This window comes from Oricola sp. (genome assembly GCF_965230365.1).
In the GTDB taxonomy this organism is placed as follows: domain Bacteria; phylum Pseudomonadota; class Alphaproteobacteria; order Rhizobiales; family Rhizobiaceae; genus Oricola.
This window is the reverse complement of the sequence record NZ_OZ246003.1, coordinates 931,216-943,381: the sequence shown is the minus strand read 5'-3', so window position 1 is coordinate 943,381 and position 12,166 is coordinate 931,216. Positions and strand designations below refer to the sequence as shown.

The 12,166-nt window shown below is 63.0% G+C and carries 13 protein-coding genes and 2 pseudogenes; 6 read left to right on the top strand and 9 right to left on the bottom strand.

What is annotated here, in order from left to right; all coding sequences use genetic code 11:
* Positions 1-27: 27 nt before the first annotated feature.
* Together ACO06R_RS04550 and ACO06R_RS04545 are read left to right on the top strand one after the other, a co-directional pair.
* Positions 28-942: a DMT family transporter gene (locus tag ACO06R_RS04550; RefSeq protein WP_421856680.1), complete on the top strand. Its 915-nt coding sequence runs from the start codon at positions 28-30 to the stop codon at positions 940-942.
* Positions 929-1,597, top strand: coding sequence for a lysoplasmalogenase family protein (locus tag ACO06R_RS04545; RefSeq protein ID WP_421856677.1), 669 nt, complete (start codon positions 929-931; stop codon positions 1,595-1,597). Before ACO06R_RS04550 ends, ACO06R_RS04545 begins: the two co-directional genes overlap by 14 nt.
* A 437-nt stretch (positions 1,598-2,034) precedes the next feature.
* Here the strand turns inward: ACO06R_RS04545 and ACO06R_RS04540 are convergent, their stop codons facing one another.
* Complete coding sequence (locus ACO06R_RS04540) at positions 2,035-2,490, bottom strand: cupin domain-containing protein (RefSeq protein WP_421856674.1); 456 nt, start codon at positions 2,488-2,490, stop codon at positions 2,035-2,037.
* A gap of 16 nt (positions 2,491-2,506) precedes the next feature.
* Entirely contained in the window at positions 2,507-3,271 is a 765-nt protein-coding gene (gloB, locus tag ACO06R_RS04535) for a hydroxyacylglutathione hydrolase (RefSeq protein WP_421856671.1), read from the bottom strand.
* A gap of 88 nt (positions 3,272-3,359) precedes the next feature.
* Here gloB and ACO06R_RS04530 point away from each other — a divergent pair, with 88 nt between their 5' ends.
* The 3 genes from ACO06R_RS04530 (at position 3,360) to ACO06R_RS04520 (ending at position 6,295) form a co-directional block, all read left to right on the top strand.
* Positions 3,360-4,118, top strand: a complete 759-nt coding sequence (locus ACO06R_RS04530; protein WP_421856668.1) for a class I SAM-dependent methyltransferase — start codon at positions 3,360-3,362, stop codon at positions 4,116-4,118.
* A gap of 116 nt (positions 4,119-4,234) precedes the next feature.
* Entirely contained in the window at positions 4,235-5,350 is a 1,116-nt protein-coding gene (gene hisC / locus ACO06R_RS04525) for a histidinol-phosphate transaminase (protein WP_421856665.1), read from the top strand.
* Positions 5,351-5,353: 3 nt separating this feature from the next.
* Complete coding sequence (locus ACO06R_RS04520; protein WP_421856662.1) at positions 5,354-6,295, top strand: prephenate/arogenate dehydrogenase family protein; 942 nt, start codon at positions 5,354-5,356, stop codon at positions 6,293-6,295.
* Positions 6,296-6,307: 12 nt separating this feature from the next.
* On the opposite strand, the gene ACO06R_RS04515 is transcribed toward ACO06R_RS04520, so the two are convergent.
* A complete protein-coding gene (locus ACO06R_RS04515; protein WP_421856659.1) occupies positions 6,308-7,309 on the bottom strand; it encodes a DUF2125 domain-containing protein in 1,002 nt (333 codons plus the stop codon).
* A gap of 48 nt (positions 7,310-7,357) precedes the next feature.
* Here ACO06R_RS04515 and ACO06R_RS04510 point away from each other — a divergent pair, with 48 nt between their 5' ends.
* A complete protein-coding gene (locus ACO06R_RS04510; protein WP_421856656.1) occupies positions 7,358-7,885 on the top strand; it encodes a gamma-glutamylcyclotransferase in 528 nt (175 codons plus the stop codon).
* On the opposite strand, the gene ACO06R_RS04505 is transcribed toward ACO06R_RS04510, so the two are convergent.
* The 6 genes and pseudogenes from ACO06R_RS04505 to ACO06R_RS04480 all read right to left on the bottom strand — a co-directional run bounded on the left by ACO06R_RS04505 (position 7,882) and on the right by ACO06R_RS04480 (position 12,110).
* Complete coding sequence (locus ACO06R_RS04505; RefSeq protein ID WP_421856653.1) at positions 7,882-8,667, bottom strand: lysophospholipid acyltransferase family protein; 786 nt, start codon at positions 8,665-8,667, stop codon at positions 7,882-7,884. The genes ACO06R_RS04510 and ACO06R_RS04505 overlap by 4 nt on opposite strands.
* A gap of 154 nt (positions 8,668-8,821) precedes the next feature.
* Complete coding sequence (locus ACO06R_RS04500) at positions 8,822-9,472, bottom strand: YdcF family protein (protein WP_421856650.1); 651 nt, start codon at positions 9,470-9,472, stop codon at positions 8,822-8,824.
* Between the two features lie 484 nt (positions 9,473-9,956).
* Positions 9,957-10,406 (bottom strand): type II toxin-antitoxin system VapC family toxin, encoded by a 450-nt coding sequence (locus ACO06R_RS04495; protein ID WP_421856647.1) that lies wholly within the window; start codon positions 10,404-10,406, stop codon positions 9,957-9,959.
* The gene (locus ACO06R_RS04490; RefSeq protein WP_421856644.1) at positions 10,399-11,133 is read right to left on the bottom strand and encodes a hypothetical protein; all 735 of its coding nucleotides are present in this window, start codon (positions 11,131-11,133) and stop codon (positions 10,399-10,401) included. The genes ACO06R_RS04495 and ACO06R_RS04490 overlap by 8 nt, the downstream gene beginning before the upstream one ends.
* A 32-nt stretch (positions 11,134-11,165) precedes the next feature.
* Positions 11,166-11,381 (bottom strand): annotated as a pseudogene (locus ACO06R_RS04485) (transposase); the annotation flags it as partial.
* Positions 11,380-12,110 (bottom strand): annotated as a pseudogene (locus ACO06R_RS04480) (IS5 family transposase). The pseudogenes ACO06R_RS04480 and ACO06R_RS04485, both read right to left, overlap by 2 nt.
* Between the last annotated feature and the right edge of the window lie 56 nt (positions 12,111-12,166).

The window sequence follows — 12,166 nt, the reverse complement described above, 5'->3', positions numbered from 1 at the left end:
GACGCCCGGATTGAACACGGGGGACCGATGTCGCAAGCCGTTGACAACAACAAGCGCCTCGTCGCCACGCTGGTCGGCTTCACCGCCGTCCTGATGTGGGCGCTGCTGGCGCTCTTTACCGCAGCGTCGGGATCGGTGCCGCCGCTGCAACTGTCGGCGATGAGCTTCGCCATTGGCGCGGTGATCGGCTATGCCGCGACGGCTGGCCGGCGCAGGGAAGCAACCGAGGTGGCCAGGGTCCCCGCGCGGGTCTATATCCTCGGCATCGGCGGGCTGTTCGGCTACCATTTCCTCTATTTCACCGCGCTGCGCCACGCGCCCGCCGTCGAAGCGAGCCTGATTGCCTATCTCTGGCCGATGCTGATCGTCACCGGCAGCGCGCTGATGCCGGGCGAGCGGATCGGCTGGCACCATGTCGCCGGCGTCGTCTGCGGGTTCGCCGGCACGATCCTGATCGTCACCGGTGGCGACGGCGTCTCGTTCAAGAGCGAATTCGCCTACGGCTATGCCGTCGCGCTGGCCGCGGCCTTCACCTGGTCGAGCTATTCGCTCCTGTCGCGCCGCTTTGCCTCCGTGCCGACCAGCATCGTCGCGCATTTCTGCCTCACGACCGCCATCCTTTCCGGTGTCGCCCACCTGGCGCTCGAAACCACAGTCTGGCCGCAAACCGCGCTGCAATGGCTTGCCGTCGCCGGGCTCGGCACATTGCCGGTCGGCGCGGCGTTTTATGTCTGGGATTACGGCGTCAAGCATGGCGATATCCAGGTGCTCGGCGCGTCGAGCTATGCCGCGCCTCTCTTGTCGACGGTGGTCCTGATCGCCGCCGGTCAGGCACAAGCGACCTGGGCCATCGGCCTTGCCTGCCTGCTGATCACCGGCGGCGCGGCAATCGCCGCCAAGGACCTGCTGTTCAAGAAAGGCAAGCGCCGTGTTTCCGTTTGACGGCGGCATCACCGGGACGGCGAACGGCTTTCTGGTCTTCGCCATTCTGCTGGCGGGGGTCTATCTCCATTATCTCGACCGGCCGTCCGGCCCGCACAAGCTCGCCTGCAAGACCCTGCCCGTCGCCCTGCTCGCGGCCATCGCGCTGGACCAGGGCGGACCCTGGTTGCTGGTGGCCGCCCTGCTGCTCAGCGCCGCCGGCGATTTCTTCCTCGCGCTCGAAGACCGCGCGGAGCGTTTCTTTCTTGCCGGACTTGCGGCGTTTCTGGCCGGGCACATCGCCTATCTGGTGCTGTTTTTAGCCTTGCCTGCAAGCTCATCGACCATCCCCGCATCAATCGCGTTTGCCGCGACAGCTGCGATGGCGGCAATAGCAATCGTCATGGCGCGGCGGCTCTACCCCGCAACCGGCGAGTTGCGCTGGCCGGTCATGGTCTACATCCTCGCCATTCTGGCGATGGGACTGGCGGCGCTTCGCACCGGCGATGTGCTGATTGCCGCCGGGGCCGCCAGCTTCATGGCATCGGACGCCGCGCTCGCCGCCGAGCGCTTTCTGGTTTCCGCCGGCGATCCGCGCCGCAGGCTTTTGGGACCGTTTGTCTGGATCAGCTATTTCGCCGCGCAGGCAATGATCCTGCTCGGAGTGCTGTTGTAATACGGCGCGCGTCACCGTCGCCGCGCCCCGTTTCCCGAGGCCGGATTGTTCATATTCTGGAAGACGGGCGGTCAAAGCATCGCAACGTCTAAAAGGTATAGCGATCCTCGGACCGCCCGCTCGGTGTTCTTGCAGCTTCGGTCGGCGGCCCGGAACGTTTTGTCCGGGAAAACAAGACTGCGCGCGCCGCTTCATGCCGCCCTGCCGTGGGGGTTCATCACCCAGCGATACACCTCTGCACCGCCCAGCAGGCACCGTCCCTCTCTCCATCAGCCGGTGTGCACGACAGACTTCCGTGAGAAGGCGGGAATCAGGATAGGCGAGGTTCGCGGGCGGTGGATAAATCGAGACCAAAAAAAAAATTGGCGGTGATTTCTTCGCGCGCGCAAGGCATGCTTTTCCGGCAAGCTTCGGGCTGCTCCAAGCGCCTGTATCGCCTACCCGCCGGCGGGTTTGCGCGGTGTCGGCCGCCAATCGGGCGGCGCAAGTTCGAAACTGGCAAAGTCAAATCCCGGCGCGACCGTACAGCCGACCAGTGTCCAGCGGCCGAGCGACGTCGCCGTCTGCCACCAGTTCGCCGGCACAACGAGTTGCGGCCGTTCGCCGGACAACAGGTTCGGCCCAAGCCGGTGCGCCTCGCAATCGTGCCCGTTCGGCGACAGCGTGAGGACCAGCGGCGCGCCGGCATAAAAATGCCAGACCTCGGCGGCATCGGTGACCCGGTGCCAATGCGAAACGTCGCCGGCCTCAAGCAGGAAATAGATCGCCGTCGAATGGCCGCGCGTCTCGGCATTGCCGCCGCTGTCGCGCCAGGTTTCGGCATACCAGCCGCCTTCCGGATGCGGCTTCAGATCGAGCAGCTTCTTGATCCGCTCGGCGGCAAGGTCCTGCATCAGCAATCATCCCGCATCAGAAATTGTCCTTGCGTTTGCGGATTTCGGCAAAGACCGCGACATCATCCGCACCATCCATGCCGAGGCCTGCCCGGATCGCCGCACTGTCGGCGCGCAGGAACGGGTTGGTCGCCAATTCGGTGGCGAGCGCCACCGGCAACGTGGCCGCACCGGCCTCGCGCAACTGCTCGACTTCCGTGGCACGCGCCTTGAGCGCCCCGTTGTCGGGATCGATGCTGAGCGCGAAACGGGCATTGGCGAGCGTGTATTCGTGGCCGCAATAGAGCTGCGTTTCCGGCGGCAATGCCTTCAGCTTCCGCAATGCCGGCCACATGGCGTCCGCGCCGCGTTCGAACAATCGCCCGCAGCCAAGTGAAAACAGCGTGTCGCCGGCAAACAGCACACCGGCTTCCGGCGAATGATAGACGATATGACCAGCGGTGTGGCCGGGCGTCTCGATCACATTGAACGCGTAGCGGCCTAGCCTGAAGACATCGCCTTCCGCCAAACGCTCGTCGATGCCGGGGATTTTGTCGGCTTCCCCCTTCGGGCCGACAATGCGGCAGCCATACTCGGCCTTCAGCGCCTCGTTGCCGGCAACGTGGTCGAAATGGTGATGCGTCACCATGATGTGGGTCAGCCGCCAACCCTTTTTCTCGAGCACATTGCGGATCGTGCCGGCGTCGGGCGCGTCGATGGAGGCGGTCTCGCCGCTTTCGGGATCGTGGACCAGAACGCAGAAATTGTCGTTGCCAAAGATGAACTGTTCGATCTGAAGCATGGAGGCCTCCTTGTCGTTGCCCTTTGCGGCCGGAACGGATTTGTGGCACCTGACGAAGCGCGAGGCAACTGGAGGCCGCCCCACTTTCATGCATATGGACATCGTCGAAATTCGCAGCTTCTACCACAGCGTGCTCGGCCAGATGGCGACGCGCTCGATCGGCCTTGCGCTGTCGCGCATCTGGCAGCCATTGCCCAACGAGCGTTTGCTCGGCCTCGGCTATGCGCGGCCCTGGCTGGACCGGTTCGAACCGGATACCGAACGCACGCTTTCCTTCATGCTGGCCGCGCAGGGTGCGGTCAAATGGCCGCGCGAAGGCGCTTCACGCTCGGCGCTGGTGTTCGACGAGGAACTGCCGCTGCCCGATTCGGCCATCGACCGCATCCTCATGGTGCATGCGCTGGAACATGCCGAAAACCCCCGCGAAACGCTGATGGAGGCGTGGCGCGTGCTGGCGCCGAATGGCCGGCTTGTGCTGGTCGTGCCCAACCGGCGCGGCATCTGGGCACGGTTCGAGTACACGCCATTCGGCACCGGCCGCCCGTTTTCCAAGGCGCAACTGGTCAAGCTGCTGCGCGAGGCGAACTTCACGCCCGGGCCGATGACCGAGGCGCTGCTGTTTCCGCCGGCGCGCCGGCCATCGCTGCTGCGCCTCTCCGCCCAGGCGGAGCGGATTGGCTTCCGGCTCTGGCCGGTGTTTGCCGGTGTCATCGTCATGGAGGCGCAGAAACGTCTCTATCAGGGCCTGCCGGTCGCCGAGCGCCAGTCGCGCCGGGTTTTCGTCCCGGTTCTGGCGCCGCAAGGTTCGGCACAGCGCCCGCACGCCAATCGGACCGGACACCCCTGACCGCACCGCCGAACCGCGTTCTCGACAATTTGCCGCAGGGCGGTTATTCCGCTGCGATCCGCAAGCAACCACGTCCGCATTTCGCGAAAGCGCCGGCGTAATGAAAGCGCAATGACATGACCACGTCCGACACCGCCAACCGTCCTGTTCCCCGACCCGGTATCCTGGATATCGCCGCCTATGTGCCGGGCCGCAGCAAATCGGACGGCGGAAAGACGCTTTACAAGCTGTCGTCGAATGAAACGCCGCTCGGACCGAGCCCGCTTGCGGTTGAAGCCTATGGCGCGGCGGCGGCAAACCTGGAGCTTTATCCCGACGGCTCGACCCATGATCTGCGCCAGGCGATTGCCGGCACCTACGGCCTCAACCCGGACAATCTGGTCTGCGGCAACGGATCGGACGAATTGCTTGGCCTTCTCGCCGGTGTCTATCTGGCGCCGGGAGACGAGGCGATCTACTCCGAGCACGGCTTCCTGATGTACAGGATCGCGATTCTGGCCGCCGGCGGCACGCCGGTCGTCGCGCCGGAAAAGAACCTGTGCGCCGATGTCGATGCGATCCTGGAGCGCGTGACGCCGAAGACGAAGATCGTTTTCCTCGCCAATCCGAACAATCCGACCGGCACCTATGTCGGCGACAGCGAAGTGCGCCGGCTGCATGCCGGCCTGCCGAAGAACGTGCTGCTGGTGCTCGACGCGGCCTATGCGGAATATGTCCGCCGCAACGATTACTCGGCCGGCGTCGAACTGGTGTCGGCCAACGACAATGTCATCATGACCCGCACCTTCTCCAAGATCCACGGCCTTGCCGCACTGCGCATCGGCTGGATGTACGGCCCGGCGCATGTCATCGACGCGGTCAACCGGGTGCGCGGACCGTTCAACCTGAACGCGCCCGCCATCGCGGCAGGCGCCGCTGCCGTTGGCGATCATGCCCATGTGGACCGCGCGGTCGCTCACAACGACACCTGGCTGCCGAAGCTCACCGAGGCACTCATCGCGATCGGCCTGACGGTGACGCCGAGCGTCGGCAACTTCGTGCTGATCCATTTCCCCGCCGACGATCCGGCCCGCTCGGCCAAGGCCGCCGATGCCTTTCTCGGCGAGCGCGGCTATATCCTGCGCGCGGTCGGCGGTTACGGACTGCCGGACGCACTGCGCATGACCATCGGCAGCGATGAAGCCAATGAAGGCGTGATCGCCGCGCTCACCGAATTCATGAACCCCGACTGAACCATGACATCCGAAAAACCCATGTTCGAACGGGTCGCGCTTGTCGGCATCGGCCTGATCGGTTCCTCGCTGGCCCATGCCGTCCGGCGCGGGAACCTGGCGGGCGAAATCGTGATATCGACGCGCAGCGCCGAAACGCTGGCGCGCGCCGAGGAACTCGGTCTCGGCGACCGTTACGCGGCCGACGCAACCGAAGCGGTGAAGGACGCCGACCTGGTGATCCTGTCGGTTCCGGTCGGCGCATGCGGCGCCGTGGCAAAACAGATCGGCCCGCATCTGCGCGACGGCGCGATCCTCACCGATGCCGGTTCGACCAAGGGCTCGGTGATGCGCGACATGGCGCCCCATGTTCCGCCGCATGTCCATTTCGTGCCCGGCCACCCGATCGCCGGTACCGAGCAGTCCGGTCCCGACGCCGGTTTTGCCAGCCTGTTCGAAGGCCGCTGGGCCATTCTGACGCCGCCGCCCGGCACCGATCCGGCGGCGGTGGAAAAACTGAGCCGGTTCTGGAAAGCCTGCGGTTCGAAGGTCGAAACCATGGACGCCGACCACCACGACCGCGTGCTGGCCATCGTCTCGCACCTGCCGCACATCATCGCCTACAACATCGTCGGCACGGCCGACGACCTCGAATCGGTGTCGAAATCGGAGGTGATCAAGTACTCGGCATCGGGTTTCCGCGACTTCACGCGCCTTGCCGCGTCCGACCCGACGATGTGGCGCGACGTGTGCCTGGCCAATCGCGAGGCCATTCTGGAAATGCTGGGACGCTTCACCGAGGATCTCGCCGCGCTGCAAAAGGCGATCCGCTGGAGCGACGGGGACGCGCTGTTCGACCTGTTCACCCACACCCGCTCGGTTCGCCGCTCGATCATCGAGGCTGGCCAGGAAATCGACGCGCCCGACTTCGGCCGCCATACGGAGATCGGCGGCGACGATAATTAGAGCGTGGCATCCTCAGTCCAGCGGCGGTATCCGGCCGAGAGCGAAGAACGCCACTTGAATGACGCCGTCGCGGATAATCAGCGGTAGCTTCAGTTCCGGCGCCGCGCCGCCGGGGGTCGCGGGCGGTTGCAATGCGGCGACAACGTCGATCTGCGCGGCCAGTTCGGGAAAGGCCGGTTTGAGCGCGCTGGCCAGGCCGCCGGGATCGGCAAGCGAAAGGTCCAGATCGGCATTGACAAGACCGTTGATGCCAATCGCGAAGAACCCGCTCACCCACAATCCGCGCTCGGGCGTCAGCATGATGGCCGCCCGTCGCATCTCGCCGCTGACGCCACGCAGCGTCGAAACGCCGCCCGCAACGAGGCTGACACCGTCATTGATGCTGATGTCGGCATCGCCGGCGAGCGGCGGCAAGGCGCGGCGTCCGGTCAAGGCCTCGGCCAAGGTCAGGCCGTCATAACGCAAGGCCAGATCGAGCACCGCGTCGCGCTGGCGCATATGACCCTCGGCGCGCCCGGCTTCCAGCAGATGCGTACCGGCGCCCTCGACCGTCAGCGCATCGATCTCCACCGATGCCCGTTGCGGCAGCGGCTCGTCGATCACGGCACTGGCACGGGCGAGCGACCAACCGAGTTTCATGTCCCGCACGGGCGCGCCGTCGATGGCGATCGGACCATCAAGTTCGGCAACGATGCGGCGCGGCTCGTAAACCTGTGCCGCGCTGCGCAACGCCCCCGCGCGAACCGCGATCCGTTCGGGCAAGCGGACGACATTGAGTGCCGAACAGCGCACCTCCAGCCGAAACGGATAGCCACCGACCTGCAGGTCGCTGCAATCGATGTCGGTTCCCTGGCCGGCCTGATCCGCCATCCTCTCCAGCATGGTGGCGCGGGCGAAACTCGCCACGCCGTACCACCCGGCGCTGTAGAGGACGCCGAGGAGCACAATCGCGACAGCCAGCCATTGAATTCTGCGGCTGTAACGCGCGCCGGATTTTGCTTTCCCAGTTTCCATGCTAGCCGATACCGAGTTTCTTCGTGATGAGATTTCCTGCGCGCGCTTATGAACGATTTTTGGGTATTCGGCTATGCATCGCTGATGTGGAAACCGGGCTTCCGGCACGTCGAAAGGCGACGTGCGACGCTGTTCGGCTATCATCGCAGCCTGTGCATCACTTCGGTCGAACACCGCGGCACGCCGGAACGGCCTGGACTGGTCATGGGCCTCGACCGCGGCGGCTCCTGCGTCGGCGTCGCGTTTCGGGTCGAAAGCGACGATGGCGAGAGCGTACTGGCCTATCTGCGCGAACGCGAACTGGTCACCAACGTCTATCTGGAGCGGCACGGGACCATCCGGCTGGAAACCGGCGACCATGCCCGGGCGTTGATCTATGTGGCCGATCGCGAGCACGGCCAGTATGCGGGGCGGCTTTCGGTCGACGATGCGGTTGAACGGGTCTGCGGCGCTGTCGGCGGGATGGGCCCCAACGAGGATTACGTCATCAACACGGCTGACCATGTCCGCACGCTCGGCATTCGCGACCACTGGCTGGAAACCGTGACTGCCCGCATTCGCAAGCAGATCGTCTAACCGGCAGCGCGGAGCGCCTCGACGCGCTGGCGCGCACTTGCCGGAAAGGGTGGTGCGTCGGGATCGTCGGCAAGCGTCAGCAACTGCGCATCGCAGGCGCTTTCGGTTCGCTCGATCAGGGTCTTGCGGAACTCCTCGGGCGCAAGCCCCGGCTGGATCGGATCGAGGATCTCCACGCGCACCTTGCCGGGATAGCGCAGGAAGCTGCGCCGCGGCCAGTAGAGCCCCGCATTGTGGGCGATCGGCACCACCGGCAGATCAAGCGCCTCGTAAAGATTGACGATACCCTTCTTGTAGGCAGGTTCCGCGCCCGGCGGCCGCCTTGTGCCTTCCGGATAGATGATGATCTGCCGCCCTTCCGCGATCGCCCGCTGGGCACCGCGATTGACCGACGTGATCGCCTGCACGCGATTGCCGCGATCGATCGCGATCATCTGCATCTTGGCGAGGTACCAGCCGAAGATCGGGATCCACGTCAATTCGCGCTTGAGGATGTAGACCGGATCCGGCCACCACGGCAGAAACGCGAAGGTATCGAGCGCCGACTGGTGCTTCGGCGCGATGATGTAGCTGCCCTTCGGCAGTTTCTCGATGCCAATCACCTCGTGATCCGTGCCGACAATGGTCTTGATCAGCCAGAGATGGGTTCGCGCCCAGAACTTGGGGACAAACCAGGCCTGCTTGCGCGGCGCCAGGAAATAGTACGGCGTGAAGCCGATCATGTAGATGAGGGTTATCGAGTAGAACAGGAAATTGAAAATCAGCGAACGTAGTGCGAGCACAACCGGTCCTGCCTGCCGAGAAGCTTCATTGCGTGACACCCATGCCGTTACACGCGCCGCAGGAAGAAAGCAAAGCCTTGCTGGCTTTCCGGCTCAATGCGCCCCTTCTGGGCTACATCGCGTGTGCGGATCAGATCGAATGCTTGAACTCGCTCTAGGCGTCCGCCAAGCCCGACAGGCTGCGCATGCGCGCCACACCATATTTCAGATACTCGCCGAACAGCACCCGGTAGCGGTCTGCGAACACAGCCGGGTCGTCGCTCCTGGGCGAATTGGCGACCACGGCATGCGGGATCAGGTCAACTTCGGACATCCTCAGACGCATTTCCAGCAGACTGCGCGGCATGTGGTAGTCGTTCGTCACGACGATCAGCGTGTCAAACCCGTGCCTTGCCGCCCATCGTGCGGTTTCAGCCGCGTTTCCCGCCGTATCAAGCGCCTCGCGGTCGACATCGACACAACAGCGGAAGCGAGTATCGTCGGTGGAAAACGTCTTGCGCAACACGTCGCGCGAGGTGGACGGGTGCACGCCGCTGATCAACAGACGCGCGCCCTTGTCGTCCTCCAGCAGTTGCAGTGCCGCCTCGATGCGGCGCGAACCGCCGGTCAGCACCACGATGCCGTCGGCAACCGTCTCGGCATGCTGGTCTGCATGCTGATGAACGGTCGAGAGAAAAACGAAAAACCCGGCGACAAAGGCCACGGCCCCGGCGAACACCATCACGGCGAGCAACTGGACGGCAACCCGGACGCCGCGCACAAAGCGGGGCATCAGCCGGACCGGGTTCTGCCGGGAGTCATTCATGTCCTTCGCGCTTCCGTCGGTCGCTCATCGGCTACCGGTTAGTCGCGAATTGCGGCGAGGCATAGACGAAATAGCCTGCAATTCATGCGACAAAACCGCATAATGCGACACGGCTGCGCGTTTCCGCAACAGGGGCGGTCGATCTGCGTGGCGGTGCGGGTTGTCGAAAACCAGCGGCTGGCGCGGAAACGGCACCGAGGGCGATTGTATAGCTGACAAACCCGAACAAACGCGGTGCAAAGAAGGCAACTCGGCGAACACGGGTTCGCCCCCATAAGCTCCACCAGATGTGGGGCGTTAGTTTAAAGGGAAAATCGCCACTTGAACGCTGAGAATCCCACCGCGTTGTCGGCCGGCGGGTTTCTCTTTTTCGCCCGGCTTCTTCTTCGCCAGCTTCTTCAGCTTGTCTTTGAACCGCTCTTCGTCGTCATCCGTCCCGAGTTCGCGGGCGGCGGCTTTGAAGCGTTCGAATTGGGACTTCTAATCAGACACCAAGCGTTCCTTGTGCCGCGGGTTGCGGTTCGCGGATTTCAATGTCTTCAAGGTCAAGACCTTTGGTTATGAGCGGGCGATCAAATGTTTCGAGAACCGGACATTCGTACTGAAGAGCGGTTGCGACGTGAACGGAGTCCTTGGGTTTTATTCCGCTTTCCCATACGAGACGTTGTGCGCGTTGCGCGATCTTTCTATCCAAGTTGACGACACGCATCGAAGACCGGCGAAAAAAGCGATTGAGCAAATCGGCCTTGTCTTCTGTCAGGCGGGGAGCGCCTTTTAACCAAAGAACCTCCGCCAATGTTAAAGCGGACGTGACGATCAGAAAGTCGCCCTTCTGCGCGGCATCAAGGGTGTCTCTGCAAGCCGCCTCGCGTTCGGGTTCGTTCTGTAGCCAAGCCAAGAAGGCGTTGCTGTCCCAGTAAATCTTGTCAGGCAACAAACAACCCCCGAATATCGGCAGCGGCCGGGAGATCCTTGTCATCTGGCAGAGCAGTAAGGCTTTCCATGCGTATAGATGTTGGACGCCCAAGCCTATTGTAGTGGATTAGCCCAGATACCTCGACGCGCTTTCTGAAAGCGCCCATAGCATCTTCAATTTGCTCATCGCTCACACGGCAAGGTATCGCCCGCTTCCAGAGCGGGTCCTGGATTCGTATCTCAAGCCCGCCGGATTGGTCAGATATTGCCTTGAGGGTTCCCTCCAGCGTTCCATAATCGCTGTAAGAACTCGCTTCATCCTGTCGAACCATTTCACCCACCTCCGGCCCAAAGTCGATGGGACGTCGAGAAAGCCAAACGCGCATCGGGGCTACGTGAGGGCCGCTCTTTGTGAGGTCGGAAAGCTTCTTGGCGTGTTGGATAGCTTTCTCAGTCAAAACCGGAGCGGAAAAGTCACCCTGAACGAGAGCCGTGGTGCCTTCATACATACGCTGCAGTGCGGCGTTGACAGCATTGCTGTCGCTCTGCGCTCCTACGGAAAGAGCAATAATATTACTCCCTTCTCGCACCTTAACGCGCCAGTTGACGTTTTCGTCTCTCGGCACCTGTGCCAACTCGTCCGTAAGGCCAAAAAACTCCCGGCAAGCGGCCACAAACCGCCTCGGCTCAAGATCGTCGCCAATCTCAAGTGCCAATTCCGTTGGAATGTCGTCCTTATTTGCCATGTGTTTCCAAACTCGCGCCAGTGGCGCGGATTCTACGCGCCCAACGAGTCCCGGTAAAGAAATCTCTTTCCAGCCACGCCAGACAGTGCCGCAGAAGCCCTTTCGCCATCGTTTACGCCGTTGGCTTCCCGTTGATTGTAGCGAAAGTCGTACTTAACGGCGTAGCGATGCAGATGGTGCTTGCCACATTGCTGATACACGCCCTTCATGCCGCGCTTGAGGATGCTGTAGAAGCCCTCAAGAGCATTAGGCCGTGTTGACAAAACAGGGTAGCCAGATACGTGCTGCGGCCAAGCATAGGAAGCCGAGGTAGGACTTCGCGGTTTTGTCGTATCGGGTGGCGATGCGACGGAACTGCTTGAGTCGGTTGAACATGCGCTCGATGCGGTTTCGGTCTTTGTAAGCGCGATAGTCGCACTTGGCAGGCAGTTTGCGGTTCGATTTCGGCGGGATGACCGGCAGGATGCCTTGAAGAAGCAGGGCTTCCCGAATGGTGTCGCCGTCATAGCCCTTGTCAGCCAGCAACAGTCTCGGCCGGCTGACCGGCATGTCGAGCAAGGGCTTGAAGGCATTGTAGTCCGAGGCTTCGCCGCCTGTCAGGACGAAGCCAAGAGGGCGTCCCTGACCGTCTGAACGGGCGTGGATCTTGCTTGTAAAGCCGCCGCGGCTTCGACCAAAGCCCTCCTTATGCGTCCCCCTTTTGCGCCGGCTGCCTGCGAATGACCCCGGACGGAAGTGCTATCAACCATGTGCTGCCAATCATCGGTCAGACCAAGCTCGACAAGCGTTTCCAGCATCGCGTCCCAAACGCCCTGTTCGGCCCATCGCCGGAACCGGACATAGACCGAGTTCCACTTGCCGTATCGTTCATGCATGTCGCGCCAAGGGCAGCCAACCCGAAGCACATACAGCATGCCGTTGAGAAAACGCCGGTTATCCTGGGCCGGCCGTGTCCAGCGTCCGCGTTCGGACGGCAGAAGCGGTTAGATGATGGCCCATTCCTCGTCTCTCAGATCGCCGCGCGCCAAGAATG